At 35.0% G+C, this 25,910-nt stretch carries 22 protein-coding genes; 9 read left to right on the top strand and 13 right to left on the bottom strand.

From position 1 onward, the window contains the following. Window positions 1–4: 4 nt before the first annotated feature. The 5 genes from CAR_RS10460 to CAR_RS10480 form a co-directional block, all read right to left on the bottom strand. Window positions 5–427, bottom strand: coding sequence for a PH domain-containing protein (locus CAR_RS10460; RefSeq protein WP_013711704.1), 423 nt, complete (start codon window positions 425–427; stop codon window positions 5–7). Between the two features lie 356 nt (window positions 428–783). Further along, window positions 784–981, bottom strand: coding sequence for a hypothetical protein (locus CAR_RS10465; RefSeq protein ID WP_041556611.1), 198 nt, complete (start codon window positions 979–981; stop codon window positions 784–786). Between the two features lie 187 nt (window positions 982–1,168). After that, window positions 1,169–2,137, bottom strand: coding sequence for an electron transfer flavoprotein subunit alpha/FixB family protein (locus tag CAR_RS10470; protein WP_013711706.1), 969 nt, complete (start codon window positions 2,135–2,137; stop codon window positions 1,169–1,171). A 17-nt stretch (window positions 2,138–2,154) separates the two neighbouring features. Continuing rightward, window positions 2,155–2,943, bottom strand: a complete 789-nt coding sequence (locus CAR_RS10475) for an electron transfer flavoprotein subunit beta/FixA family protein (protein ID WP_041556977.1) — start codon at window positions 2,941–2,943, stop codon at window positions 2,155–2,157. Window positions 2,944–2,954: 11 nt separating this feature from the next. After that, on the bottom strand, window positions 2,955–4,085 hold the full coding sequence (locus CAR_RS10480) for an acyl-CoA dehydrogenase family protein (RefSeq protein WP_041556613.1): 1,131 nt from the start codon (window positions 4,083–4,085) through the stop codon (window positions 2,955–2,957). A gap of 197 nt (window positions 4,086–4,282) precedes the next feature. Here CAR_RS10480 and CAR_RS10485 point away from each other — a divergent pair, with 197 nt between their 5' ends. The 5 genes from CAR_RS10485 (at window position 4,283) to CAR_RS10505 (ending at window position 8,499) form a co-directional block, all read left to right on the top strand. Beyond that, a complete protein-coding gene (locus CAR_RS10485) occupies window positions 4,283–4,981 on the top strand; it encodes a Crp/Fnr family transcriptional regulator (RefSeq protein WP_013711709.1) in 699 nt (232 codons plus the stop codon). A 147-nt stretch (window positions 4,982–5,128) separates the two neighbouring features. Then, window positions 5,129–5,350: a heavy-metal-associated domain-containing protein gene (locus CAR_RS10490; RefSeq protein ID WP_013711710.1), complete on the top strand. Its 222-nt coding sequence runs from the start codon at window positions 5,129–5,131 to the stop codon at window positions 5,348–5,350. A 210-nt stretch (window positions 5,351–5,560) separates the two neighbouring features. Further along, the gene (locus CAR_RS10495) at window positions 5,561–5,782 is read left to right on the top strand and encodes a heavy-metal-associated domain-containing protein (RefSeq protein WP_013711711.1); all 222 of its coding nucleotides are present in this window, start codon (window positions 5,561–5,563) and stop codon (window positions 5,780–5,782) included. A 17-nt stretch (window positions 5,783–5,799) separates the two neighbouring features. Beyond that, window positions 5,800–7,704 (top strand): heavy metal translocating P-type ATPase, encoded by a 1,905-nt coding sequence (locus CAR_RS10500; protein ID WP_013711712.1) that lies wholly within the window; start codon window positions 5,800–5,802, stop codon window positions 7,702–7,704. 90 nt (window positions 7,705–7,794) lie between these two features. Next, window positions 7,795–8,499: a Crp/Fnr family transcriptional regulator gene (locus CAR_RS10505; protein ID WP_013711713.1), complete on the top strand. Its 705-nt coding sequence runs from the start codon at window positions 7,795–7,797 to the stop codon at window positions 8,497–8,499. A gap of 108 nt (window positions 8,500–8,607) precedes the next feature. Here CAR_RS10505 and CAR_RS10510 read toward each other — a convergent pair whose 3' ends face one another. Further along, entirely contained in the window at window positions 8,608–10,329 is a 1,722-nt protein-coding gene (locus CAR_RS10510; RefSeq protein ID WP_013711714.1) for a glycoside hydrolase family 3 protein, read from the bottom strand. A gap of 139 nt (window positions 10,330–10,468) precedes the next feature. Between CAR_RS10510 and CAR_RS10515 the strand changes: the two genes are divergently transcribed. Further along, entirely contained in the window at window positions 10,469–11,683 is a 1,215-nt protein-coding gene (locus tag CAR_RS10515) for an AraC family transcriptional regulator (RefSeq protein WP_013711715.1), read from the top strand. Window positions 11,684–11,799: 116 nt separating this feature from the next. Here the strand turns inward: CAR_RS10515 and CAR_RS10520 are convergent, their stop codons facing one another. Together CAR_RS10520 and CAR_RS10525 are read right to left on the bottom strand one after the other, a co-directional pair. Continuing rightward, window positions 11,800–12,183 carry a VOC family protein gene (locus tag CAR_RS10520; protein WP_013711716.1) on the bottom strand — a complete coding sequence of 128 codons (384 nt, stop codon included), beginning with the start codon at window positions 12,181–12,183 and terminating at the stop codon, window positions 11,800–11,802. Continuing rightward, entirely contained in the window at window positions 12,180–12,830 is a 651-nt protein-coding gene (locus CAR_RS10525; RefSeq protein WP_013711717.1) for a sugar O-acetyltransferase, read from the bottom strand. The genes CAR_RS10520 and CAR_RS10525 overlap by 4 nt, the downstream gene beginning before the upstream one ends. 425 nt (window positions 12,831–13,255) lie before the next feature. On the opposite strand from CAR_RS10525, the gene CAR_RS10530 reads away from it, so the two are divergent. Beyond that, window positions 13,256–14,689, top strand: coding sequence for an MFS transporter (locus CAR_RS10530; RefSeq protein ID WP_013711718.1), 1,434 nt, complete (start codon window positions 13,256–13,258; stop codon window positions 14,687–14,689). Between the two features lie 147 nt (window positions 14,690–14,836). On the opposite strand, the gene CAR_RS10535 is transcribed toward CAR_RS10530, so the two are convergent. The 3 genes from CAR_RS10535 to CAR_RS10545 all read right to left on the bottom strand — a co-directional run bounded on the left by CAR_RS10535 (window position 14,837) and on the right by CAR_RS10545 (window position 20,051). After that, a complete protein-coding gene (locus CAR_RS10535; protein WP_013711719.1) occupies window positions 14,837–16,228 on the bottom strand; it encodes an MFS transporter in 1,392 nt (463 codons plus the stop codon). Between the two features lie 7 nt (window positions 16,229–16,235). Further along, the gene (locus tag CAR_RS10540) at window positions 16,236–17,435 is read right to left on the bottom strand and encodes an amidohydrolase (RefSeq protein ID WP_202945015.1); all 1,200 of its coding nucleotides are present in this window, start codon (window positions 17,433–17,435) and stop codon (window positions 16,236–16,238) included. Window positions 17,436–17,699: 264 nt separating this feature from the next. Then, window positions 17,700–20,051: a helix-turn-helix domain-containing protein gene (locus CAR_RS10545; RefSeq protein ID WP_041556615.1), complete on the bottom strand. Its 2,352-nt coding sequence runs from the start codon at window positions 20,049–20,051 to the stop codon at window positions 17,700–17,702. Between the two features lie 209 nt (window positions 20,052–20,260). Between CAR_RS10545 and CAR_RS10550 the strand changes: the two genes are divergently transcribed. Together CAR_RS10550 and CAR_RS10555 are read left to right on the top strand one after the other, a co-directional pair. Next, on the top strand, window positions 20,261–21,361 hold the full coding sequence (locus CAR_RS10550; protein ID WP_238526696.1) for a YibE/F family protein: 1,101 nt from the start codon (window positions 20,261–20,263) through the stop codon (window positions 21,359–21,361). Further along, window positions 21,358–22,140, top strand: a complete 783-nt coding sequence (locus tag CAR_RS10555) for a YibE/F family protein (RefSeq protein ID WP_041556617.1) — start codon at window positions 21,358–21,360, stop codon at window positions 22,138–22,140. The genes CAR_RS10550 and CAR_RS10555 overlap by 4 nt, the downstream gene beginning before the upstream one ends. Before the next feature lie 170 nt (window positions 22,141–22,310). Here the strand turns inward: CAR_RS10555 and CAR_RS10560 are convergent, their stop codons facing one another. Further along, a complete protein-coding gene (locus tag CAR_RS10560) occupies window positions 22,311–24,101 on the bottom strand; it encodes an ABC transporter ATP-binding protein (RefSeq protein ID WP_013711724.1) in 1,791 nt (596 codons plus the stop codon). Further along, on the bottom strand, window positions 24,101–25,855 hold the full coding sequence (locus CAR_RS10565; protein WP_013711725.1) for an ABC transporter ATP-binding protein: 1,755 nt from the start codon (window positions 25,853–25,855) through the stop codon (window positions 24,101–24,103). The genes CAR_RS10560 and CAR_RS10565 overlap by 1 nt, the downstream gene beginning before the upstream one ends. Between the last annotated feature and the right edge of the window lie 55 nt (window positions 25,856–25,910).

Below are 25,910 nucleotides of genomic sequence, written 5' to 3' on the forward strand. Positions count from 1 at the left end.
TTTTTTATTCTGGCTTGCTATTGTACCAGTCAACTGAGTCGAGAAAAGTTAAGTTGTTTTTTTGCCATTTTATACCAGCTATAACTTTATTTGACTTGAAAGTCAGTTTTTTCTCTCCCTTAATTTTTATGATTATTTTATATTGTATCAATCCTTTTTTCACTTTAAGATAATCGATATCTTTATAAGGAATACGAACATGATGGTCTGAAAATTGCCCCATCATCGTCAAACCAACTAAACTAATTTCCTCTGAAGAGAAAAAAAGCAAATAAAATTTCATATCTACAAAAGATGCTAATGCTCCATATGTAAAACTAGAAAATAATCCTGGTTCAGTATACCCGTATACAAAATTTTGATTTACTGGAACGTCTAATTGTTCCATATATGCTTCGATGTTTTCTATTTTCATTGCTTCATTCATTACCTACAACCCCTTTTTATCATCTTATCTAAATCAGTCAGAAAAGGAAAATGATATCCTATTTCCTGCCAAATATTACTAAATTAAAAAGATTCGTATTTTAGCTACTATGTAACTAGAACAGTATTAGGCATCTTATTCATTGGAACTAAAAGCTTATAGAAAAAGGTATAAAAAAGTTCCCATAATAATAAAATAAACGGCCCCATAAAAATTAGGACTAAGACAAACAAACCTAAAGAAAGCCAAAATTTCAATACTACCAGCATAACAAAAGAAGTAGCACTAAAGAGAAAGTGACCACTAAAAAGACCTATACCGAAATACACTTCATCGGTATAGGTCTACTTCAATTATTATTTTCCTAAACCACCAAGGCCACCAGTAGCGTCACTTCCAGCCAATTTTTTAGCTTCACTCATTAATTCTTTTTTCTCATTTTCATCAATATCGCCATCGTCGTGAGCTTGTTTAACATCTTTCACCAATTGGCCTGCTTTTTCTTTGTCCACATTTTTGAGTTTTTGTTTCAGTTCATCAAATTTTTGACTCATCTTAACATCTCCTCTTTCATCCATTTGTAGTACAACTTAAAGATAGGAAAAACAGACATAAACTTCAAGTAATTTGATTTATACTTGAACATAAAAAAAAGCAACATCTTGAAAATTAGATGCTACTCTTCTCGCTCTTATAAAATTATTTCTTTTTATTTGAATTCTTTTTCTCTAGAGTATAGACCTATTGAACAACTTTTAAGAATCCTTCTAAGAAATCAGCCGAATCTCCAATATAACTATAGTCAGAGTGTTTAAAAATAGGGGCTTCTGGATCTTTGTCAATAGAAATCACTAGTTCTGCATTTTCAATTCCAGTTGTATACTGAACTGCTCCATGGATACCTAGATTAATCAACAATTTAGGTGCAATAGTATTGCCGGATTGTCCAATTTGATCCTCTCCATTAAACTTAGGATGGTCTGTCAACGGACGAGTTACTCCAATTTTTGCTCCTAGTTTACGAGCAAGCTCTTCTGCCAGAATAATTGTCTTGTCATCTACAGCGCCTCGTCCCAACGCGATGACTCGATCAGCATTGGCAATACTATCACTTTTAGATAGCAATGGAGTTTCATCTATAATTTTCACACGTTTGGCTTCTTTAAAGACCAAATCGTTCACTTCGGTCACTATTACTGATCCGCTGTTTGTTTTTGTAGCTTCAAAAGTATTTGGTCGTACAGAAGCCATTTGCGGACGATGGTTTGGGCAAATGATCTCACACATAATATTATCCCCATAAGACGGTTTAGTTTGAACTAACAAATCATTATCAAATGCTAAATTTAAACAATCAGATGTCAGTCCTGTATTAAGTTTTGCCTGCAGACGTGGTGCAATTGAGCGACCAACAACTGTTGCACCAAAAAGGATGCTATTGGGTTGGCGACGAGTTGCCAATTCTGCCATTAAACTGGCAATCTCAGAATCAGTGGCGTCTTTCAAACGATCATCCTTTACTACAACAATTTCATCAGGACCATACTCTTTAATATTCTCTTCTAAATTTTTGTCTGTGGCTTCAAATAGGATTACAACAACTTTTTTATCACCAGCAATTTCTTTTGCTTTGGTTATCAATTGGTACGTAACCGGTTGAATAATTCCTATATGTTTCTCTGCGTATATCCAAATTTCTTGGCTAGTCATTTTTTTCCTCACCTCTCTTAGAGTAAATTAGTGGCTCTTAATTGTATTAATAATTCACGAACTGCTTCATCAGCTGTTCCTTTAAGAACCTTTGTGGCTTTCGCTTCTTTTTCGGGTGCCCATACACTACGTACGACTGTAGGTGAACCTTTCAAACCAATTCTATCAGGATCAACAGGTAAACTATTTTCATCCCAAATACGAATGTCTTTTTTGTAACTTTGTTGAATATTACGAGGTGTCGGATAGCGTGGTTCGTTCATTTCACTACGCACTGTTACCACCGCTGGCAATTGGAATTCAATTTTTTGCTGCATATTCTCTAATAATCGGGTTGCAGTCATAGCTTTATTAGAATGGCTATGAAGTTCACTTACAAATGTAATTTGTGGCCAATCTAAAAATTCAGATACAATGGGACCAACTTGACTGGTATCTGCATCCACTGACTGTCGACCAAATAATACTAAATCTACCTCACCTAATTCTTTGATAGCTTGTGAGAGCACATATCCAGTTGCTAAAGTGTCTGCTCCACCAAATTGACGAGAACTTAAAAGTACAGCATCATCACAACCCATAGCAAGACCTTGTCGTAACGTCATCTCAAAATCTGGAGGTCCCATAGATAATAGAATAACTTCTCCACCCCACTCATCTTTCAAACGTAGAGCTGCTTCAATGGCATTCTTATCATAAGGATTCATCATGCCTGGTTCCCCAGAGCGAATGAGATTTTTAGTAACTGGATCAATTTTCAAGTTATTTGAAACCGGTACTTGTTTAATACATACTACAATTTTCAAGCTCATTGAACTCATTCCCCTCCCTCGTTTACAACTTCTTTAGCTATTTCAATCATCATTTTTTCTAATGATCCTTCTGCAATTTGTAATGCACGAGCATCACGGATTAAATGCTCCACAGGATACTCTCTACTATAACCATATCCACCTAACACTTGTAAGGCATGATCAGCAGCAATAACCGAAGCACGGCTACCATATGATTTTGCCATAGTAGCGACTTTAGCATAAGATTTACCCTCAAGTTTTAACTTAGCAGCTTCTTGGTAAAGCAATTGTGTATTTTCTTTCGCAATGGCAATTTCTGTAATTTTTGTTTGAATAGAATGTAATTGGATAATAGGAGTATCGATTGCTTCACGTTTTTTTGCGTAATCAACCGCAATCGTTAAGGCATGTTGAGTAATACCTGCAGCAATCGCACCCATTAAAATACGTGCGTCATAGTGAGCGTTATCCCCAATTTCAACACCTTGTCCTATAGTTCCTAATAAGTGTTCTTCACCGACAACAACGTTTTCCAAGAAAATTTCTCCTACTGGTGTGCCATTCATCCCAATGAACTCTTCACGCTTACCGTGTTTAAAGCCAGGCATATCTTCATCAACAAGGAAACAAGATAATTCTGTTGGAGATGTTTTTAAAAGTACACAATAGACTTCAGCTAATCCACCATTTGTAATCATGGTTTTGTTGCCATTTAAAATCCACTTATCTCCCTCTTTAACTGCTTTGGCTGTATGTCCCATTACATTAGATCCACCTTGTGGTTCTGTTGAGGAAAACCCAAAAATACGATGAGTTGCTTGCGGTAGATATTTTTCTTTCAACTCAGTTGTTGCATATTTCAATACTTGGTCAATTGTTTTGTAGTGTCCTTCTAAGGTAAAGGCAACACTGGCATTTCGAACAGCAAAATCATAGATGGTTTGAGAACTAGCAATAACATCAAATCCTGCTCCACCATATTCTTCTGGTAAAGTTAACCCTAAAAATCCAGTATTCACAATATTATTCCATAACTCCTTAGGAAAATCCCTTTGTTTATCAATCAACATATCCAATGGTTTTACTTCTCTATCAGCAAAATCTGTTACCATCTGGTGTAACATCACTTGCGGCTGGGTCAATTTTATACTCATCATTTACACTCCTTTGTTCATATATGCACAAGAATAAATTCAAATCGTCTAACAAATTAACTATAGCCTATTTTTTTTTCGATAGAGTTGATTTAAATCAAGTACAAGCAAAATTATAAAAAACATTTTCTTTTCTAAAGTCTAGAAAACTGGTAAACTTGGCTAGTATTGTGAGGAATTATAGAGGAGAATACAGGATGAAAAAAATTTATTCAACATCTTACCACCATGCTTATCATTGTGAAAAAACAGCACAGTGTTGTATATCTACCGTCCCCTTATTTCAATCCCTAACAACCGAACAAAAAGAACAAATTCATTCATTGATCCATCACAAACACTACTCTAAAGGAGAAACGATTTACCGACCTGGTGAAACTGCTGATTCTCTTTATGTATTGCAAAGCGGCAAAATACGTGTCTATCGATTATCAGATACCGGAAAAGAACAATTAATCCGAATGGTAACTAAAGGTGAGTTCACTGGTGAATTAGCTTTATTCAAGAAGGGAGTTTATGAAGCTTTTGCGGAAGCGCTAACAGATTGTTCAATATGCGCTATCACACATATAGAGTTTCGTGAGTTACTCCTTCAATACCCAACTATGTCTATTGAAATGTTGGCGACTATTGCTAACAGATTGGGAACTTCTGAGCAACAAACAACTTGGGCTACTACTGAGACAGTACGAGACCGTTTGTTACACTTTTTGATTAGTTTAGCTGACTCTATTGAAAGAGAACCCATTGTTGAACTAAAGATGGCTAAAAAGGATTTAGCTTCTTATCTAGGAACCACTTCCGAATCATTAAGTCGTGAATTAGCTCGATTAGAAAAAGAAAAAATCATTAAAGAAATGTCCTATGGAAAGTATAAACTATTAGATTCCCCATAATTGGTATCTATTGTATAAAGATAGAATCCTCCTCATAATCAGGAAGGGTTCTATTTTTTGATACCTATAAAAGATTGATAAAGATCAATTTTTTAATCCCCTCTACTCATTATACTAAAGTCATTAACAGATAGGAGGAATGCAATTATGAAAAAGGCTATATATCAATTAGAACCGTTATCATGTCCATCTTGTATCAAAAAAATCGAAACAACTTTAACTAAAACGGAAGGAATTGAATCCGTTAAGGTGATGTTCAACTCCAGTAAAGTAAAAACACAATTCGATGAATCAAAAATCGAAGCTGGAAAGATTCAAGAAACCATTCAAAAACTAGGTTATCCAGTTTTATCTTCTATACTCTCTTAATAAAACCTAGTATGATAAATAATTCTACTTTTTAAAAGTAGAATTATTTTTTTTTGATAAAAATACTTTTTACATTTGCGACAACTTCTACAAAAGAGAGCGAATAGAATGAAACAACTCAATTAATCTTGATCACAGTCAATTTTTAACTGTTAGATATGAAGTAAGATAAATTTATGAAGAAACCACCAAACGAAAGGAGCGTTCCTTATGTCAAAAGTCCTATTTCAAATTGAGCCACTTGAATGTGCCGGTTGTGCACAAAAAATAGCCAATCAAGTCAATACATTAAAAGGAATCGACTTTGTCAAAGTCTTTCCACAACTTGGAAAAATACTTATCTCATTCGACAGCAAAAAATTATCACTCTCTAAAGTTGAAGAAACCATTCTACAAACAGGTCATCCCATTTATTCAAAAATAACTGCGTAAAAATAAGGAGGAAAAAAATGATTACTCATATCAATCATCATAAAAATCACATCATTATTTTATCAGGTAGTTTAATCGCTATCGGCTTTATTTCAGGTTTCATGGGAACTAAAAACCTACAGGATATTGCCCTGATTATTGCAACCATTATTGCCAGTATACCTATTTTCATTAAAGCCCTTCAAGCTTTGCGGATGAAAGCATTCAGTATTGATCTGCTCGTTAGTATCGCCGTTCTTGGTGCCTTATATATTGGTGAGTACACGGAATCTTCTATTGTAACCTTTTTATTTTTATTCGGCGATTACTTAGAAATGAGAACTTTAGAAAAAACACGCTCATCATTAAGAGAACTGGTTGACCTAGCTCCTCAAGAAGCAACTTTATTGCGTGCAGATGGCCAAACAGAAACCGTTCCCGTTGAAGATGTTAAAGAAGGCAATCGTGTCCTCGTTCACCCAGGCGGTAAAATTCCAGTTGACGGTAAAATTGTCTATGGTAAGGCTTCAATTAATGAATCAGCTATCACCGGTGAATCTGTTCCGGCATCAAAAGCAATTGATGATCTCGTTTTCAGTGGAACAATCTTGGACAATGGTTACATTGAAATGATTGCTCAAAGAGTCGGAAACGATACGACCTTTGCTAAAATCATTGAACTTGTCGAAGAAGCACAAGAATCCAAATCAAAAGCAGAAAAATTTTTAGATAAATTTGCCAATATCTATACGCCGTCTGTCGTCATTTTATCAATCGTTGTCTACCTCTTTACCAGAGATCTTCATTTGGCCATCACTTTCCTAGTCATTGCCTGTCCTGGTGCTTTAGTGATTGGAGCGCCTGTTTCAAATGTTGCTGGTATCGGAAATGGCGCCAAAAAAGGTGTACTGATAAAGGGTGGAGAAATAATGGATACATTCTCTAAAGTAGATACCATAGTCTTTGATAAAACAGGTACTTTGACCAAAGGAAAACCTGAAGTTACCGATATTCATACCTTTAGCAACATCAATCAAGATACTTTATTGGAACTCGTGGCTAAAGCAGAAACAATTTCTGAGCACCATTTAGGACAAACGATTGTGAAAGCAGCCCAAACCCGTAAGCTGGATCTTTCTACTATAGAATTAAGGGATGGAGAAGCAATCAAAGGAAATGGAATCAAAGCTATCGTAAACAACCACAACATAATTGCTGGAAACCGAAAATTAATGAAGGCCGAAAATATCTCACTAGAAGCTACTGTTGATCAGTACGCAGTGGTTCGCGAAAAAGCAGGTAACTCTGCCATTTTCATTGCAATTGATGGGAAAATATCTGGTATCATCTCTATTGCTGATCAAATCCGCGACGATGCCAAAATAGCTTTAACACAAATGAGAGAAAATGGAATAAAAAAAATTGTCATGTTGACGGGCGACAACAAACACACGGCTGAAGCTGTAGCAACTGAGTTGGGGTTGGATGAGTTTCATGCTGAATTGTTGCCAGAAAATAAAGTAGACTATGTAAAACAATTAAAAAGTTCTGGTCATATTGTTGCTATGGCTGGAGACGGCGTCAATGATGCTCCCGCTATTGCAACAGCTGATATTGGCCTAGCAATGGGTAAAGGCGGAACGGATATCTCAATGGAAACAGCTGATGTTGTCTTAATGGCAGATCAGTTGATGCAATTTTCTCATGCCTATTCTTTAGCTAAAGCAACCACCCGTAATATGAAACAGAATATCTTGATTGCAGTTAGTGTCGTAGCCCTTTTATTAGGTGGCGTCTTAATGGGAAATGTTCATTTGGCATCTGGAATGTTCATACATGAAGCTAGTGTGCTAGTGGTTATCTTAAATGCTATGCGTCTGATTCGATTTAACCTTAAGCCTACAAAATCAGTTGAGCTAACTGGAGCAGCGGTAAAAGTGTAAAAAAACAATCTTAACTCGAAGAATGCAGCAAAGATTGTTATACTTGAATTATCGAATAGGCTTAAAAATTATGTTAATGGAGGGACTATAATGAATAAAGACACTATGCACCATAATCATTCCGTTGAATCACATAAAGCTTGCGTTTCCTTAGTCCCGATTTTTAATCATTTAGAAGATGAACAGTTAGATGAAATCATGGCAACCACTCATTCAGTTTCATATAAGAAACATGAACTTATTTATCATGCTGGAGACGAGTCTAATGCTCTTTATATTATTAACAAAGGAAAAGTTCGGATATACAGATTATCGGAATCTGGGAAAGAACAATTAGTTCGGATTTTGAATCCCGGAGATTTTACTGGAGAGATGGCCTTATTTTCTGAATCCACACATGAGGCTTATGCAGAAGCAATGGTGGATACAAAAATATGTATGATTAACCGTTTAGATTTACAAGAATTCTTAGTGAAATATCCTTCCATCTCTTTAAGAATTTTGGCTGAATTTTCACATCGTCTTGAAGCTTCTGAGAAGCAGTCTTCTCGCTTTGCAACAGAAAAAGTTGATACACGTATTGCCTTATTTTTAGTGGATTATCTCGATAAAGAAACAGTTGGAACAGATGAACTCACTTTACCCATGAGCAAAAAAGACTTGGCTTCTTATTTAGGAACCACACCTGAAACGATCAGCCGTAAATTTAACGAGCTAGAAGACCGAGGTTATATCAAGCAATTGACACATAAACAAATTCAAATAGTCGATTTAGATGGTTTGTTATTAGTTTAATTCATCGATTTTTTTATTTCATTCGAGAAATTAGATTTATACCTAAAATTTAAAAGGACATTACCTCATTTTAAAATGAGGTAATGTCCTTTTTCCTTTATTTCTATCTTATAACTTAGCTTGCCATTTGTTTGCCCAAACAAGTTCGTTTGGAGTTCCTTTAAATTCTGATTTGCCTTCTAGCTTGTCAATCACTTGTTTGATAATTTCTTCGTTATCATTGTAAGCATTGATAAATGTTTTCACCATTGTTGCATCATGTAAATGAGTCGTGAAGTTTAATGATACGAATACAGTCGGCACTTCGTACACAAACCAAGGAACTTCATTAGACATTGCTGTACTCCATTGGATACGGTAGTTGTTTTGTGCACTGTAACCCATAATATCAGCAACTTCTAATGCCAAGTCAACATTTTCACGGTACTCTACCGTTTTACCTTTGATACGAGTAGATCCGTCATTTAAGGTTACTTCATAACCACGAGAAGTCAATTCATCTATGATGGATTGAGCTACGTCAGATCCAGCTTCGTAAATTCCGCCTTTTTCACCTTCAAGCATGTATAGACGAATGCGTTTATGTGTTTCTGGACTGATTGGTAAGTTGTTTTGAGTATCTTTCACTAAAGTGATCCCTTTATCAGCTGCATCAGCACGCATTTGTAAATGCTCTTCACAACCAACAACTTCTAGAGCAGATTCGTCTTGGAATAAAGTACCGTCTGCTTGTTTTTTGTGTAAGTTTAGTTTAGCTTTCAATCCTAAAATACGTTGTAAAGCATCTTTCATACGTTCTTCAGTGATGATTCCGTTTTGGTAGCCTTTTAGCATGAAACCAAAGTCTTCATCAATGTCATTGAAGAATAAGAACATGTCACATCCAGCAGCAATCGATAGAGGAACGTATTCTTCACGACGCATAGAAGCTGTCATACCTAACATATGAGTAGCATCTGTAATAACTAAACCATTGAAACCAAACTTAGTTTTCAATAAGTCTTGGATTAATTCAGGTGCTAATGTTGCTGGTAAAATATCTTTGTCTTGTAGTTCAGGGTTCAAAGCTTTTTGGTATTCTGGTAAAGCAATGTGTCCAGCCATAATCATTTCAACACCGTTGTCGATGTGGTTATGGTAAACGCGGCCAAATGAATCTTCCCATTCGTCTACGGATAATTCGTTCACACCTAATACTAAATGTTGGTCACGTTCTTCAGTACCGTCACCAGGCCAGTGTTTAATACATTTGATCACTTCACTTTGATCTAAACCTTCAAGGTAAGCATTTGTGTATTTGATAACATTGTCAGCGTTTGTACCGTAAGCACGTGTATTAACAATCGTGTTTCTCCAGTTTTGCAAAATGTCCACACATGGGTCAAAGTTTACATTGATTCCCATTGCAACTTCTTCACGTCCAGAAACGTATCCGGCATTGTATCCAACAGTTGTATCCCCAGAAGCTTCTACTTGTGCTCCAGAAGCAATGTACGTACCAGCTTTAGCAGCACCATTACCACCTGCATCACAGTTAGCAGCTACTAATAAAGGAATTTTCGAGTCTTTTTGTAAAGAGTTAATCAATTCTTGAACTTCTTTAGCTGTTCCACCTTGGTAACGAGCAGCCCCAATGTGGTATTTTTCTAAAATATCTTTATTTGTTAAATCGTTACCACTGAATTGGTCTTTTCCAAAGAAGAATAAGTTTGTAAATAATTGTCCCACTTTTTCTTCATCCGTCATAGTTCCGATAGTATCATTTACCCATTTGATTTGTTCCTCGTTTAAATTATACGGTTTTGCTTTTAAATCTACTAATTTCCCCATAACAATCTCCTAACAATTCAATTTTTATTTTGTTTACCCTTTCATCTTATAGAAACCGCTATCAACATACTTTCAATATTTTTGTTTTTACTCTATAATTATATCTTAGTGTTAAATTATTTTTTATAAGGAGAACAACATGAATCGAGAAAAGGAATTTTCCATACCTGATATTTGTCAATTAATACACAATATCATTCAAATTGATACCGAATATTTTAATGTCTCCCATACAAAAAGAAAACGGTTAACAAACACCTATATGCCTAATTTTTTAGAAGAATACATTGAACAATCATTATTTTCAATTGAAAATATTTTAATTCAGCAAGAAAAAAATGATGTTTGCTACTATAAAGATGAAACACTACAACTTCATTATTTAGGAAAAGGTATGTGGCAAGACCATTTATATAAAGGAACTATTGTGATTGGACCTTTCATTTCAGATAGTTTAAACCGTAACTATTTAGAACAATTGACGTCTCAATTTTCAGTTTCAGATGATTCTTTATTTAATTTAAAACAATACTTTGAAGGCATAATCATTCTTGACCAGAACCGTTTGCAGTCTATTAGTTATTTACTGACCAATCTTATTCCAAAAAAAATTCTACAACCTAATCTGATTTCATCCGATATAGGTGACCTTAACTTAATTCAACATTCTTTAGCGGTTAATGAAAATACGTATTCTGAAGTTGAAAAAATCTACCGTATTGAAAAGCAAATTTTACATGCTGTCGAAAAAGGCGACCGTGATGAAGCATTAAGATTTTTAGAATTTTTTAAAATTGATTTAACCTATAGAATACCAGGAAATCCATTGCGAACGTATAAAAATCTTGGATTTTCACTAAATACGTCACTACGCATAACCGTTGAAAAAGTAGGAATCAGCCCAATTTATATTCATTTGTTATCTAATAAGATTGCTATTTTAATTGAAAACTTGACTACTATCTCAGAACTCGAAAAAATACAAACCGTTATGATTTCTGAATACTGTCAACTAGTTGAAACAGATCGTTCTCAAAAATACAGTCCCGTTATAAAAGAAGCTGTCACCCATATTCAACTCCATTATTTTGAAAAAATCTCACTCTCTACTATCAGCAAAAAATTAAACATAAATGCTACGTATCTTTCAAAAAGATTTAAAATAGAAACCGGACAAACACTTACCCATTATATCCAAGATCTTCGAATCAATCATTCAAAAGAGTTGATCAAACAAAATCAACTATCTATCACTGAAGTCGCATTAAAGGTTGGTTTTGAAAATCTGAATTATTTTTGTACTATTTTTAAAAAAGTAACTGGTGTAACACCGAAACATTATTTTAAACTCTAACCATAAAATGCTTCATACAAAAAAGAGGTCAGATTACCACCTGACCTCTTTTTTGTTTTTTATTAGTTACGTTGAACTGGTGTTCAAAAAAGTACCAGCTCGTTTTCCTATATGTTTTAAATCGTAATTTCTATCCAATTCCCTTCAGGATCGGCCACAACACTTTCGTAGTACCCGTCTCCTGTCCAACGAGGTTGACCAATAACCGTATGCCCATCATCTGAAATAGTCGTGGTTAAAGCATTGACTGCTTCTTCACTACCCACACTAATAGCCAGATGTGCCCAACCTAATGGTGTTTCTTCTGGTTGATGTGTAATAGTGGGTTGTTGCATCAATTCTAATCGAACTTCTGATTCAGAAAAAGTTAAAAAGTAACTGGCAAAACCTCGATTAGTGTTTTCATAACGTTCTCCTGATTGAGCTTTAAAATAAGTTTCATAAAATTGGCGCATTCGTTCAATATCTTTGGTCCACAATGCTACATGTGCAATTTTCATTTAGAAACCTCTTCCTTAATTATGGTATTTTGTTCATTCGCGATTTCTGTCCAGTAAGCAGCTTGTTTACCTTCCCAGAATTCTTTGTCTTCTTGGGTAATGTCTCGAATAACCCGACAAGGGTTTCCAACGGCTATCGTATTCGATGGAATGTCTTTCGTTACAACAGATCCAGATCCAATAACGACATTATCTCCAATTATCACACCGGGATTCACCACTGCACTTCCACCAATCCAAACATTATTTCCAATAGTAATCGACGTCCCAAATTCCAATCCACTGTTGCGTACAGTTGGGTCAATCGGATGACCTGCTGTATACAAGCATACTCGCGGCCCAAACATAACATTATCTCCAATCTTGATTGGAGCAACATCTATCATAACGCAATCAAAGTTTGCATAAAAATTTTTACCAATAGTAATGTTTTGCCCATAATCAACCCGTAAAGTCGGCTCAATATAGATGCCCTCTGCTACATCACCAAAAATATCCATTAACAGTTGCGTACGATATGGTTTCTCCTCTTCAGTAGTACCATTAAATAATCGAATTAATTGTTGTCCTTTTTGTCGCATTGCTTTTAATTCTTCTCCTTGTGCAAGGTACAATCTCTCTGCTAGCATTCGTTCTTTTTCAGACATCTCTCTATCTCCTCATATTCAAAATTTATTTTATCCCTTATTAAACTGCTTTTAGTTGTTATCATTTTTAGAGCTTCATCTTCCAACTAAGTTCCTCTACTGTATTTTTACTAATAAAAAACACAATTTTAAATACGCTTTCATTTCACGCTATACAGTGAGCCTTTATCTATGTAATATAGTAATTTCCTTATTTCGTCTTTATTTAGAAACAAAAAAATAATCCTCTCTAAAAAATAAAGTAAAAGTAAGTCTACCACTATCTTAGCATGAATAATTGAGGATTAAAAGATACATAAAACCCGGCCTTTAGTATCACAATACGATACTTTATTTCAATTAATGGAATTCGCTTTCAAAAAACGCTTTCTTTTTACAGGATTCTGTATTATACTTTCATTATTAACATAAAGGGTGGTAATAAAATGATTGAAGCAAGCAAAGAAAAAGTACCAGTAGAAGTAAGAGAATTTGGTCTCCTTGATAAAATTGCCTATATGTGCGGAGATATCGGAAATGATATGTTTTTTATCTTTTCTAGTTCCTTCTTAATGCTCTTTTATACAAAAGTTTTAGGCATAAGCGGAGCGGTAGTCGGTATGTTATTCTTAACAGCTCGATTTGTAGACGCTTTCACAGATATTGGTATGGGACGTTTAATTGATACGTTAAAACCTTCCAAGAATGGTCGATTCAGAGTTTGGATCAAGCGTATTGCACCGTTTGCTGTACTTTCTGGAATTTTGCTATTTTTAAATGTTGTTCAAGATTGGCCCATGAATATGAAAATTATTTATATTTTTGTTACTTACATCTTTTGGGGCAGTATTTGTTATACTGCAATAAATATTCCTTATGGATCAATGGCCTCTGTTATTAGCGATAACCCAGATCACCGAGCTTCTCTTTCAATCTTCCGTAGTGTTGGTGCAAGTATTGCAAGTATCTTTATCTCATTTATTGTTCCTATCTTTGTTTACACAACAGATTCAAATGGCGCGCAAGTTGTTATTGGGGAACGTTTCACTATCTTAGCCATAGCTTTCGGAGTGATTGCTTTTATTCTGTATCAAATTTGTTATCACTTTACAATCGAACGTGTTCAATTACCCGACACTAGTGATCAACCAAAAGAATCTTTTAGCATACAAGTAAAAGCCATTATCAAAGGATTAACAACAAATCGTGCATTAGTTGGAATTATTGTAGCTGCCATTTTCTTATTGCTAGCACAATTACTGGTAGGCACAATGAATGCATATCTATACGCTGACTACTTCCAAAATTTTAAAGCGTTATCAATCGCTGGTGTTGCAGGAGCTTTAGGCGTACTTGTGCTTGCACCATTCTCAAATACAATTGCATCTAGATTTGGTAAAAAAGAATCTGGTACTGTCGCACTTATCTGTTCTGCATTAATGTATGCGGTTTTATTCTTCATGGGAACAACAAATGTATGGTTATTCCTTGCTGTTGCAACCTTAGGTAACTTAGGCATGAATTATTTCTCCATTATCATTTGGGCATTTATTGCAGATATTATTGATTATCAAGAAATTCGCACCGGAAAACGTGAAGATGGAACCATTTATGCGGTCTACTCTTTTGCTCGTAAGCTTGGTCAAGCTTTGGCTGGTGGATTAGGCGGATTTGCATTAACAGCTATTGGATACGTTTCAGCGGCTTCCATTCAAACTCCTGACGTATTAGATAAAGTTTACAATGTGTCTACTGGTATCCCAGCAATTGCCTACTTACTGGTTGCTCTAAGCCTGTTCTTCATCTATCCATTAGGTAAAAAACAAGTTCTTGAAAATACAGCTATCCTAGCTGAAAAACGTAAAAAAGCAACTCTTTAATTTTAAAAAATAGTTTCTTTAATCAAAAACACAAATGTAATCCTTATCATTTTGGATTCACTTTTGTGTTTTTCTTTTGTACAAAAAAAAGACCTACAGAATCACGTTTAAGTGAGCTTCTCCAGATCTTTTCTTCATGCTAAAAATTTAAATTGTACTTGGTAAAGCATTTTCTGATTCACGTGGAGCTGTAATCACTACAGAAATCACAGCAATTGCCACAAACAATACATTAACCAATAATCCAGTCATACCAGCTATTTCGAAAGAGCTATTAGCTGATAATACTGAATAGACACTAGATGAGATAGCTACTCCAATAGCTCCACCTAAAGAACTCGCCATTTTGTATACTCCAGATGCTACACCGACTTTATTCGCAGGGGCTGCAGATATTGCCGTATCTGTAGAAGGTGTTGCGTAAAATCCAAGTCCTAGACCATACAAAGCGTAGCCTATAAATACAAAAACAGAATAGATAGCTCCAGGTATAAAGGTTAAAGACATTAGTAGAATTCCAACACCAGCAAGACTTGTGCCCAATAACATTGGTTTACGAGCGCCGTGTTTTTGTAAGGCTTTTTCACCTAAGCGAATAGATGACAATACACATACTAGATAGCCAATGGTTAATAACCCTGATTGGAATGATGAATACCCTCTACCCATTTGAACATACGTATTTGCAACGAACATAGTACCCGCAGATGCATTCAACAAGAAATTTGATAATGTTGCACCGCTGTATGCTCTATTTTTGAACAATGAAAAATCGATTAAGCTATTTGTATTGGTTGTTTCAATTTTAATAAGAATCAAAGTTGAAACAATAAATATCACGATAAATGCAATTGCTACTGGGCTAAACCAACCAATAGAAGAACCATTTGTAATATATAGATTAAATGTTAACATCATGATCACAAAACTAAACAATCCACCAAAGTCGAATTTTTTGCTATCTTTCGTAGCAACTTTACTTTCGGGTGTGCCATTGATTAATAGATAGCCAAGAATAGCAAAGATAATTGAGAAGATAAAAATCCATCTCCAACCTAAGTAAGTAGCTACCATTCCACCAAACAATGAACAAATTCCTGAACCACCCCAGGACCCAATAGACCAATAGCTGAGAGCACGCTGACGTTCTGCTCCATCAAAATAAGTTTTCATAAGAGATAATGTTGCCGGCATGATCGTCGCGGCTGAAAAACCTTGAATTATACGACCAATGATCAACAATACTGGTCCATTTGCAAATACCAAACACAAAGATCCGATAATGCTTAAAAGCAATCCAATCTTTGTCAGTTTCACACGACCGAATTTATCGGCCATCGCTCCTGATCCTACCATAAACATCCCAGAAAACAGGGCTGTTAAGCTGATTGCTACATTTAAAAGACTTGACGAAATGCCTAAATCAGCCTGTACAGCAGGTACGATATTTAACATGGTTTGAGCAAACAACCAGAACGTAATTACCCCAAAAACAATCCCAACTATCAATCTATTTGAACCTTTATAACTTGTTTCCATTTTCTTTCTATTCTCCTTTTACTAGATAGTCCACTACAATTGAACCCATAGCTTTTGCTGCAACGATTAAACTTGATTCACTAATTTTAAATTTAGGATGATGATGCGGATAAGCTTCGCCTTCTTCAGGAGCAGCACCAACATAAAAGAACATACTTGGACGTTCCTTTGCATAATACGCAAAGTCTTCTGAAGGGGGTTGTGCATCACACATTTCAATTCCTTTTAACTCAGGAATTGTTGTTTGTTTCAAATGACTGATCGTTTCTTCTGTTAGATCTGGGTCATTATATAAGACAGGATAATCATTTTCATATTGCAACTCATACGTAACATCAAACATGGCTGCAATACCATCTAATTTAGCACGAATTTCTTTTTCAACTATTGTACGCACTTCTTCAGACATTGAACGGACATCGCCATCTAATTGAACAGAATCTTTAATGACGTTAAATGATCCACGTCCATCAAAATTCCCAATGGTAATTGAACCAACATCAAATGGATTCAAACGACGACTCACGATAGATTGCACGGCTACTACAAAATAACTTGCTGCTACGATTGCATCATTTGCTTTGTGTGGAGAAGAACCATGTCCACCGACACCTTGGATTTTAACATGGAAATTCGCACGTCCAGTTTGGATATTTTCAGGACGGTAAAATAGTTTACCTGATTCCATTTGAGACATCACATGAATCCCAAAAACATTGTCAACACCATCTAATGCGTGATCTTCAATCATTTGAATCGCGCCACCTGGCGGCATTTCTTCAGCATGTTGATGCAGCACAACGATTTTCCCGTTTAATTGTTCTTTTATTTCTATTAAAGATTCTGCTAAAATCAACATGTATGCCGTATGACCATCATGTCCACAAGCATGCATCACTCCCGGATTTTTTGATTGAAAAGGAACATCAGATTCTTCTTTAATCGGCAAGGCATCAAAATCCGCACGAATCGCAATTGTTTTTCCAGGGTTACCTGAATCAATTGTTACAACTATTCCACGTCCTCCTACATTTGTACGTACGTCACAATCTTTATCTTTATAAAAATCTGCAATATAAGCTGCCGTTTTTTCTTCTTGAAAAGATAATTCAGGGTTCTCATGTAAATAACGACGTATGTCAATCATGCGATCTTGTTTCTCGTTCATTTTTTCAAACAGACTATTTTTTATTGATTCATTCATAATGTAACCTCCTATTTTATATTCGAAGCGAATGAATTTGCTCATTCGTTCATTACTACTCTATTTTAGATCTGATTTAGAAAAAAAGTAGGTCAAAACTTTACCCAAAAGGATTCTTTTTTGCCTTCATTCTTTTTAAATGGTCTATACCAGGTCAAGAAATGTGCTTCTTTTTTATCTTTTTGCTTTTTAAAAAAATAAATGCCCATTCTGCTGATAATCAACTAGAATGAGCATTTTATTTTTCAAAACATTTTATTGTAATTTTTAAAGATCTAATTCAATTTTTTTCAACTCAATAAAATGAATGGAATTGATATCCATATAAGCATAAAAAGACCATTTCCCATTAATGATTTCATCTTTTATTTCCACATCTGGAGTTGCGGTAGAAATAATATACTTCATCACGTCTTGATTAATGCCATGCTTACTATTTATCTTTCTTAAGTTGTCATAGAGAGCACCATTTTTACGGTCAAATTTAAACCGAGTAACTTGATACTCACCAGGATCTAAACTATCAAGGGTCACTTGTAGTTCTTTGCTGTGCTGTTTCAAAAATAATTCATCCACTGAATAACGAGGATTAAAATTCCGCTCGTGAAAAATGGCTATTTGGTACCCATCTTCATTTTTTGTCATCAGGTGATTTTCACCTTTTGATAAGATGGTTCCATATAATCGTTCTTTAAAAAACATCGCGTAATAAACTGGGCGTTTCCCATTAAAATAATGAAAAAGTTCAAGTCCATCTGAAACTAGATCTGTACTATTATGAGTGCGCTCATGAATTTCATTATTGATCCAAAAGCCTAACCCTTGTACCTCTTGACTTAATTCTATTACAGTATTAAAAATGAGAGCTGCACGGAAAAATGTGCCATTGATGTACCGTGAATCTCCCGTTAATGTATTCCACATATCAAGGAATAATGGTTTTCTAATGCCATTCTTCTGAAGAAATTGCTTTAATTTTTTTGTTTTATTTATGTGGTAATTTTGTGAGTTAATAAAATTTTGATCACTTGTTTCATCAAAATTAATATCCGTATTCCGATTAGCATCAAAACTGATAAAATCAATACTGTGTGTCTTTTTCAACACCCACTCATGACTGGATACAGTTTTCATCTTTTCTTCATCAAAAGGTAAAAAAACACCCAACTGAATATGCAACGATTTCTTTTTTAAAATTCCGTGCAAAGTCTCATATAAGTCTTCTAGTATCAAAGGATCCAGCTTGGTTTCTTTTGGTACATAAAAAAGAATATGCCAATGTTTAACAAAATCTTTCCCGAATACTTGGATGGTGTGATTTAAAAATGCTTTTAACCTAGAAAAATAATCTTTAAAATAAAGTATTTCATTTACATTAATGCGCAGAAATACACTGAATCCTAACTCTTTAATTGTCCGTAAAGCCAGATCAGAATTGGCATAACTTGAAGTAGTAGAAATCATTTCATCAGTGTTAACTTCTGGCAGAATTGTTGACCCGCCTATTAAATTACGAATACCAATATAGTCTATTTTCATTGAACTGTGTGTCATTAATATTTGTTTCTTTATATTTTCATTTAAAACATCTTTTAATTCACCAACAAAAATAATGTGTTTCTCATGCATAAGCGTATTTTTTGTTTGCTCCATTGGCGAAACAAGTAACTTTTCACTTGTAAAATCATTCCCTAAAAGAGACTGATTCACTTCTTTATCACAATACTTTGTCAATTTTACCAGCACTTCTGGAGAATCTAAAACACTAGACTCTCCACTACTATTCCTAGTAATATCTCCTTCTGTAAGAGCAGCAGATTTATGTTTTTTCCGATAATTAGCTGGCGTCTGCTGGTAAGCTGCTTTAAAAGCAAGTGCAAATTGTTTTGCGGTAGTGAATCCATTACGAGATGCAATCTGAAAGAGCGAATCTGAAGAATGGATCAAATCTTCTTTACTGTGCTTAAGTCGAACACTAGTCAAGTATTTCGAAAAATTAATGCCTACAAATTGTTTGAAATAACGAGAAAAATAAGAAGACGATAGAAATTCTTGATTTGCCATATCTGTCAGTGATAGAGGTTCACCATAGTGGTGTTCTATATAGTTTAGAATGCGTGTGATTCGCTCATCCTCGAGTTCAATTTGTTCTTGATAAGGAATACTTTTTTTGAAAAAACGAATCATCATCAATAAAATTTGATAAAGATCACTTTGAACACTTACGGAACTATCTTCACTTTTCTGTAAATGAGAGATAACTATTTTAGCTAATAATCGACGCAATTGTGCTAAAACTTCCTCACGACCGGTATCAATATTTTTAGAGAAGCATTCAAATATATAATGATAATAAGCCTCATACTGCATTTTAAAAAAGTGATTCGTAATTGAAAGAGAAACAAGAACATTGTTTGAATCTCCAGAAATATTATAGATGGTATTTCGATTGATAATTAGAATATCGCTCTCTTGCAAGTGGTAATCTTTTCCATCCATAGAAACCATAAAATTTCCTTCGACTACGAATAAAAGTATTGTACCTGCAAATTGTTGAGACGAGACAGATTGAATACTTTGAATCATAATCTCAAAATCAGTTATAAATTTCTGCTTCATATTACACTCCTTTTGGGCAAATCATTCTACTGGATAATCCACTCATTTATTTGTTGTTCCCACTATTCTTATCACACTGCTATTATATGGGTCATGCTACGCGAAATCAAATTCACTTAATTTTTTAGCTGGAATAGTCATTAAAACAATATATGTTACAATAAACATGCTTATTTTGCTTGAAACATCTTTATACTGGAGGTATCTATTTGAATAAAAAAGCTTTTTATTTATACGGCAGTATTTTGCTGTGTATCATCTTGTCTATGTTATTTGTACAAAATAATTTTTATTTATATGATGATCCCATAGCAGAAGTCGTAACAGTAACCCTTAACGAACAAAAAAGCTCTAACAATTCAACTACTAATGATCGTTTGTTTGATCAAACTCTAGTTGGGAAACTAGTAAATAGCGAACAAAAGGGTGAATTAATCACATTAGAAAACACTTATTCTCTATCTGGAGCATATGATTACGAGTATGAAATAGGAGACGAACTCTTTGTCTCAATCCAAAAGAACTCAGGTAGTGATTTAAGAGGAAGCATTGATGGTCCAAAACGAGATACCTATGTTTTAGCAGCCGCTTGGTTATTTATATTAACGGTACTACTGGTTGGAAAGAAAAGCGGTTGGTTTTCAATAGTCAGTTTAATCATTAATGTCTTAGTATTGTCACTCGCATTAACTGTCTACGCAAATTCAGAAAATGCTAACTTACTACTTATATGCAGTGGTTTAGTCGTTTTTTTCACGATTACTTCTCTATTCTTAGTTAGTGGAAATACCGAGAAAACATATGCTGCTATCTTAGCCACATTGACGGGAACATTTTCCGCTCTTCTTATTGCTTATATTGTCATGCAGTTAACCGCTGAAAAGGGACTTAGATATGAGGAGATGGCTTTTATAACTAGATCTCCACAAAAGATATTTTTAGCTAGTATTCTAGTTGGTTCTTTGGGTGCTGTAATGGATATAGCGATTACGATTACCTCTTCTCTTTATGAGTTGTACGATAAAAACAATTCCATTCCAATAAAGAACTTAAAAGCTTCTGGAAAGGAAATCGGTGCAGATATTATGGGCACTATGACAAATGTTTTGTTTTTTGCATACGTCAGTGGAAGCATACCGATGATTCTTCTATACTTAAAAAACGGTTCTACGCTGGGCTACACACTAGCGATGAATTTATCCTTGGAATTGACCCGCGCGCTTGTTGGAAGTATTGGAATTGTACTGACCATCCCAATAAGTATCTATACTGCGATTTATTTCATTCAAAAAAGGAGGCCACATAAATGAATGTCTTAGTATGCCTATCGATTATTTTATTTGTACTAATGAAATTGATCAGTGGCGAAAAAGGGACAAGATCGTTTATTGCTCTTTTTTTAAACTTTGGTATCACTCTTTTGACGATACTCTTAATGACGAGAGAAGCATTTAATCCAATTTTTCTAACCATGATTGCTTGTATCCTTATTAGTTGCATCAACCTCTTTTATATAAATACTATAAATCTTAAATCCGTTATTTCATTTATTGCAACACTGATGACATTGTTCTTTTTAGTCGGGCTTATTTTTATATTTGTTGAAAAATCTATGATACAGGGATTTGGTATAGAAGAGATAGAAGAACTTTCTTTCTTCAATCTCTATGTTGGGGTAAACTTTCTTGAAATTGCTAGTTGTACTATCATAATGGGTTCTATAGGAGCTATTACAGATACTTCTATTTCTATTTCTTCCGCAATGAACGAGATTTTTATCCATAATCCATTCATGGACCGCTACAATCTTTTTAAATCCGGTATGAATGTTGGAAAAGATATTCTGGGCACCACCACAAACACTTTATATTTCGCATTTATTGGTGGTTATTTAGCTTTAATCGTTTGGTTTAAAGACTTATCTTACTCGCTTGGTGAAGTGATCAATTCTAAAGTGTTTAGCTCAGAAGTCATTTCCATATTCTGTATTGGAACAGGCGCAATTCTGATCATACCGATTACTGCTTGCCTTACAGCCTTTATGTTAACGCAGCGTAAAAAGGAAGTTTCTGTAAGTGAGAAAGTTTGATAAAATTAGAAAAACTTGCTTTAGTATCAAATTGGAGCCATTTTCAAAGGAAAATAACGTTTTTTTGGTCTCACTCTACTATTTGAGCCCGTCCTAAATAATAATCTCTATGCAAAGAACGGGCTGAGATAAAAAATCTCAGCCCGTTCTTTTAATTATTCAATCTAATGTTACATTTCACCAGTTTTTTCTTGATACGTTTGCAGTTCATACATATCAAAGTAAGTTCCTTTTTTGTCGATCAATTCATCATGAGTCCCTTTTTCCACAATTTCTCCGTTGCTCAAAACTAAAATTTGGTCTGCATCTTTTACAGTGGATAATCGGTGAGCAATGATTAAAGATGTTCGGTCTTTGCGCATATTGGCCAAACCTTTTTGAATTTTCTCTTCTGTTTCAGTATCAATATTAGCTGTTGCTTCGTCAAGAATTAGAATACGCGGCGAACGTAGGATGGTTCTAGCAAAACTAATTAATTGCTTTTCTCCGGCAGATAAACTTGCACCACGTTCGATGACCTTTGATGCGTAACCATGTTCCATTTCAGATATAAACTCATCTGCATAAACAAACTCAGCTGCTTTTTTAACTTCAGCTTCTGTGTAGTCATTATTGTACATTCGAATATTGTCAGCGATATTCCCATAAAATAGGAAACTATCCTGCAGAACCAATCCCATTTTAGTTCGAAGACCTTCTATTGGCATGTCCTTCAGTGAGTGACCATCAATAGTGATCTCTCCTTCGTGATACTCGTAGAACCGCATCAGTACATTAATAATAGAGCTTTTCCCTGATCCCGTTTGACCGACTAAGGCAACTGTCTCTCCTGGTTTCACTTCAAAGCTGATATTACGCAATACTTGCTTACTGCCATCGTATGAGAAGTTCAAGTTATCTACGCGAATATGGCCTTCTGTGATCATATCCGTGGTACCTGGCTTGGATTGTGGAGCAAGTTCTTCACTTTTCAGCAACTCTTGAACCCTGTGTCCTGATACAATTCCATCTTGTAACGAACTTAAACTGTTCATCATTTGGCTGATTGGTTGGAAAAATGATCGTGAATAAGCTGTAAACGCATATACCAAACCTATATTGATGTTCCCTTGAGTCCAATCTTGATACCCAAAAATAAGCAGCACCGCTACTAGAGCGACCGATTCAATCACATTGATTGCGGGTGCCAATAATAATGCGTTCATACTATACATAGAACGACGAGAAACGACATATTCTTCATTGATCGTATTGAAATCATCTACTAATCGCTCTTCTTGGTTGTATTTTTGAATAATACTCATCCCACTAATAGATTCACTTAAATTGGCATTCAACTGACTTAGTACTTTTCGCATACGACTGTAAACAAGTGTGCTCTTCTTTCGATAAATCCCTGCGATCCAAACAATAACCGGTGTAAATAGTAGAAAAACTAAAGCCATTCTCCAGTTCAGTGCAAACATAGCAATTGTAATCGACAACACATTGAATACCCCAGTAGCAATGGTCAAAAAGACAGTCCAAAATTCTTTGATTGTCTCTGTATCATTTGTCACTCTGGAAACAACTGTCCCCGCTGGGGTCTGATCGAAATAGCGCATGCCAAGTAAAACAACCTTTTCATACAATTGATTTCGAATATTGCCCACGGTTCTTTCTGAAGCCGTGTTAAAGAGAAAGTCTTTTACATAAGCAAATACGGCTTTAAGAATGGTTAATATCCCGTAAAAAATTACTATACGTACCGTAATTTCGATTGTTGCTGTACCATTTGCTAAATACGTATCAATGTAGCGCTGAATAATAATGGGTAAATATGCAGCGATAGCTGAACCCAAGGCTAGGAATACAAATGAAATGAGGAATAAGAACTGATAGGGCTTTGCAAAGCGAAATAGACTAAGTAAAATACGCCAAGATTCTTTAGTAGAAAAAGCCGTTTGTTTTTGTTTGTCCATTATAACCCCTCCCCATCTAATTTTTTCTCTAGCTGTTGTTTTTGATACATATCACGGTACCAACCTTTTGTTTCGATTAATTGCTCGTGAGAACCACGTTCACTAATGCTTCCTTTTTCCATCACGATGATTTCATCTGCGTTCATGATTGAACTGATGCGGTGCGCAGAAATAATCGTTGTTTTGTTGCTTCGCTCTTTTTTCAATGAATTTAAAATAGCTTCTTCTGTATGAGCATCTACAGCTGATAAAGAATCATCTAGAATCAGACAATCTGGCTCTACTGCTAAAGCGCGAGCAATAGCAATACGTTGTTTTTGTCCACCAGATAAAGAAACGCCTCTTTCACCCACTTCTGTATCGTACCCCTGTGGAAACTGCAAAATATCTTCATGAACATTCGCTAATTTTGCATATTTTTCAACTTCTTCTTGCGTTAAATTTGAATTCCCAAATCGGATATTTTCTCTAATGGTTGTTGAAAACAGAAAATTTTCTTGCGGGACGATGGCGATACCTTTTTTTAGCGATTCTAAAGCATAGTCCTTTATATTAATATCGTTATATGAAATCATACCTTCATATTGATCGTAATCACGTAACAACAATTTATAGAGTGCGCTCTTTCCAGCACCCGTTCTGCCGACAACTCCCAGCATATTTCCTTTTGCTAAGTGAAAAGAAATATTGGTTAAAACAGGCTTCTCATCATCTGGATAAGTAAACGATTTGATATCAAAAATAATATCTCCCTCTAATGCTTGACGATAAGGATTTTCCATTTCTACAATAGAAGGGGTATAAGCTAATAAAACATCTACTCTATCATAAGCTGCACTTCCTCTTTCAAGGGTATTGATTAGTCCACCTACTGCGAGCAACGGCCACTGCATCATACCGATGTAACTGATAAAAGCTACTAAATCTCCAATCGATATCCGTCCACTTTGAACATAATTTCCACCAACTAATAAAGCAATCACATAAGTTAGCCCCATGACGATTTCTATACTTGGATTTAAAGCTGCTTTTAATTTGTAGACACGTTGATTTTCATCGACAACATGTTGCGTTTCTTTTTTAAAAGCAGACAAATCTTCTTTTTCTTCACCCAACGTTTTTAAGACCTTCATTCCTGTTACACTTTCTTGAACATGGTCATTCATTGATGAAAAAGCTTGTAGTGCACCACGGTAACGTGCATGGATCATTTTTCCTAAATACGTTGAAACAATGATCAAAATAGGTAAAGGTAAAACTGACACTAGTGTTAGTTTCCAATCGATGAAAAAGAACATTGAAAAGAGTGTTACACCACCTAATGATAAGGCATCAGTCAATGTCAATACACCATCCGCTGCAACAAATCGAATAGCTGCCAAGTCATTTGTGGCATGTGCCATCAAATCACCCGTCCGGTATTTGTGGAAAAATTCTGAATCCATACGTGTGAAAAATGAAAACAACCGATTGCGCAATATAGATTCAATTAATGTTGAATTCCCAAATAAAGCCATTCTCCATCCATAACGTAAGGCATACATAATTAAGGCAAAAATAAGGATCAAACTCACCCAAAAAAGTAATATCTTCCAACTTAACGTTCCTGCTATAAAATGGTCAATGATAGTCCCAATAATTTTAGGATTCATCACTTGTAAAATGGCACAAATAATTAGCGCAGAAACACCAAAAGAATAGCTTTTCCAACGCAATTTAAAAAACCAGCCATATTTTTTTAACGTATTAAACATTATTTAGTTCCTTTCTTTTGCTTACTATTTTTTTAACATCATTACTTTTCACACC

Origin of the sequence: Carnobacterium sp. 17-4, assembly GCF_000195575.1 — a bacterium.
Classification (GTDB): Bacteria; Bacillota; Bacilli; order Lactobacillales; family Carnobacteriaceae; genus Carnobacterium_B.